This is a genomic window from Pseudomonas sp. HMWF021, from assembly GCF_003061005.1.
Taxonomy (GTDB): domain Bacteria; phylum Pseudomonadota; class Gammaproteobacteria; order Pseudomonadales; family Pseudomonadaceae; genus Aquipseudomonas.
This window is the reverse complement of record NZ_QAIK01000136.1, coordinates 98,115-101,273: the sequence shown is the minus strand read 5'-3', so window position 1 is coordinate 101,273 and position 3,159 is coordinate 98,115. Positions and strand designations below refer to the sequence as shown.

1 protein-coding gene and 2 pseudogenes are annotated in these 3,159 nt (G+C 57.0%); 1 reads left to right on the top strand and 2 read right to left on the bottom strand.

The window, feature by feature from the left end:
* Positions 1-136 (bottom strand): annotated as a pseudogene (locus DBR18_RS29450) (hypothetical protein); the annotation flags it as partial.
* 346 nt (positions 137-482) lie between these two features.
* The gene (locus tag DBR18_RS18880; RefSeq protein ID WP_108591441.1) at positions 483-2,108 is read right to left on the bottom strand and encodes an ABC transporter substrate-binding protein; all 1,626 of its coding nucleotides are present in this window, start codon (positions 2,106-2,108) and stop codon (positions 483-485) included.
* A gap of 847 nt (positions 2,109-2,955) precedes the next feature.
* On the opposite strand from DBR18_RS18880, the pseudogene DBR18_RS18875 reads away from it, so the two are divergent.
* Positions 2,956-3,159: pseudogene (locus DBR18_RS18875) on the top strand (hypothetical protein); the annotation flags it as partial.

Below are 3,159 nucleotides of genomic sequence, written 5' to 3'. Positions count from 1 at the left end.
GGCGGTTGTATAGCGGCTCGGCGGCGTCGTTATCGGTCGCGGTCGTGTATTGCGCGGTATCGAAACCCGCCGGGCTGCCTTCGGAGCAGAACACCAGGCTCTTGCTGGCGGCAAAACTGGCGGACGTGGCGGCCAACAGGCCGGCGCCCAGCAATGCGGAAAAAACCAAGGTATGGCGCATGACGCTCCCTCTTTTTTGTAGTGTTTTTCGATGCGCCGCGATCCCGTCCAGGGATGTTGTGGCTGCATCGAGCTCAAACCATTTCGGGCCGCAAAACCGATAGCCACGCAGTCACTGGTCAGTACACGACGGTAGGGGTCGCGGGCCTGGCAGTAAATGCGCTGAGTCCTAAAGACTCGTAGGAAAAGGCAACACGTCCTAACCCGTCGAAGTAGTCCTCGACGGAAAGATATGTAGGCAAATTCCTAACGTATCGGCAGAAAAAAACAGCGGCGCCGCTGAAAACGACGCCGCTGCTTCTTTAATTGCTGACGCTGACGCCGTAGAAGGAGTTCAAGCCGAACGGGCTGATCTTGAAGTCCTGCACGTTGGCGCGCATGGGTTGATACACCGTCGAGTGAGCGATAGGTGTCATTGGGACTGCATCTTTAAGGACGTGTTGCGCCTGTTTGTACAGTTCGGTGCGCTTGGCCTGGTCGGTAGTGCGCTTGGCTTCTTTGACGAGGCCGTCGAACTTCTTGTCGCACCACTTGGAGAAGTTGTTGCCGCTGAGCGAGTCGCAGCCGAACAGCACGTTCAGCCAGTTGTCCGGGTCACCGTTATCACCGCTCCAGCCAATGATCATGGCCTGGTTCTCGCCACCTTTGGAACGCTTGATGTACTCGCCCCACTCGTAGCTGGTGATCTTCACTTTCAAGCCGATCTTGGCCCAGTCGGACTGGAGCATTTCGGCCATCAGTTTGGCGTTCGGGTTGTAAGGACGCTGTACCGGCATCGCCCACAGCACGATTTCAGTGCCTTCCTTGACGCCCGCTTCCTTGAGCAGCTGCTTGGCTTTCTCAGGATCGTATTTGGTGTCCTTGATGGTGGTGTCGTAGGACCACTGGGTCGGCGGCATGGCATTGACGGCCAGCTGGCCGGCGCCCTGGTAAACCGAATCGATGATCTGCGGCTTGTTCACCGCCATGTCCAGCGCCTGGCGCACGCGCAGGTCAGCCAGCGGGTTAGCCTCGTTGCTGCCCTTGACCTTGTCCATCACGTTGTAGGCGATGTAGCCCAGGTTGAAGCCGGCCTGGTCAGGCATCTTCAGGGTCTTGTCGGCTTTCAGCGCCGCGAGATCCGCCGGACGCGGGAACAGGGTGACCTGGCACTCGTTCTTTTTCAGCTTCTGGATGCGCACCGACGGGTCGGTGGTGATGGCGAAGATAAGGTTGTCGATCTTCACGTCGTCCGGCTTCCAGTAATCCTTGTTGCCGGTGTAACGGATGTTCGAGTCTTTCTGGTAGCTCTTGAACACGAACGGGCCAGTGCCGATCGGCTTCTGGTTGATGTCGGCAGCCTTGCCTTCCTTCAGCAGCTGGGCAGCGTACTCGGCGGACTGGATCGAGGCGAAGCTCATGGCCATGTTCTGGATGAACGCGGCGTCGACTTCTTTCAGAGTGAACTTGACGGTGTGGTCGTCGACTTTATCGATCTTGGTGATGTTGGTGTCCATCCCCATGTCGGTGAAGTACGGGAATTCGGTCGGGTACGCCTTACGGAACGGGTCGTCCTTGTTGATCATGCGGTTGAAGGTGAACAGCACGTCGTCGGCGTTGAACTCACGAGTCGGCTTGAAATACGGGGTGGTGTGGAACTTGACGCCTTCGCGCAGGTGGAAGGTGTAAGTCAGGCCGTCTGGCGTGATGTCCCAGCTGGTCGCCAGGCCAGGAACAACGGCGGTGCCGCCGCGCTCGAACTGGCTCAGACGGTTGAACATGGTTTCGGCAGAGGCGTCGAAGTCGGTTCCGGTGGTGTACTGGCCTGGATCAAAACCGGCCGGGCTCCCTTCGGAGCAGAACACCAGGTTAGTCGCAGCGGTTGCGAAAGGTGCGGAGGCTAACAAGCCTGCGCCGACTAAAAACGGAATGACCGCGTGTTTAAGCATGTTGGCCTCATGATTTGTTGTCATTTTTTAATAGTGAGGTACGACCTCGTGAGTCGTGCCTGCGGATACTTATGCAGGGGCCATACCCAATGCAAGATCCAGAGTGTGAGCGAGCGTTAAACAGTGGCACGTACGTACCTTAATGTCGCATTTGTATAAAAGTTGACGCATTTGACCGTTTGCGGCCGTTTTTTTAGGTGCAAACCAAGCCCCAAAACGGTGCATTGGTCACGTTGTGCGCGCCGCGTTGGGGCCTGGTGTTACTTATTTATACCCGGCGCCAGGCGTGACGGGCGGCGTTATCGTTCTTCGCGAGCAAGCCCGCTCCGACAGTCTGAAATGCATTCCCCTGTGGGAGCGGGCTTGCCTGTGAAGACGGCCTTGCGAACGACCAATCTCCAACTGACGCATCCGATTCCTGTAGGAGCTGCCGAAGGCTGCGATCCTTTGATCCTGCTTTTGCATTGTGAAAGCGAACGTCAAAAGATCGCAGCCTTCGGCAGCTCCTACAGTGAGCGTAGTTGTGTTTAGAGCTGTGTAAAAATCCGGGAACCTTCCCACAAGGTTTTCAGGTTGTCCGTCGGACGCCCGCTCTCTAGGCTTTGGGTGTCGCTGAAGGTTCAGCGATCGGGTGTGAGAACCCGGCAATTCATAGTCATTCAGTGTCCGTACCCGCATAATTGCCGCCAGCCAAACCGCTGCATGCAAATGCGTTATGGCGACTGTGTGCGGGCAGACTTTGTCTGGCCGGGTGCCTATGACCGGTTTTCTCACCCCGCACATAGTTGCCACCTCTTCGCCGTGTGAGAAACGGCATGAGATGGCTGAACGTCATAGGTGAAAAAGCATGTCCAAGCCCGTTCCCGACCCGCCTGAAGAATCAGTTACCCCACTCGAAGCCACCATCCTCGCCGACGACCTCGCCAAAAACCGCGAAGCCATCAAACGTGCACTGGATTTCTACCTCACCCCCGACCCCATCAAACCCCGGCAACCCAGCACGATGTTCCTGATTCAGCCAAACATCGACACCGAAAGCCTGCTGGCGCAT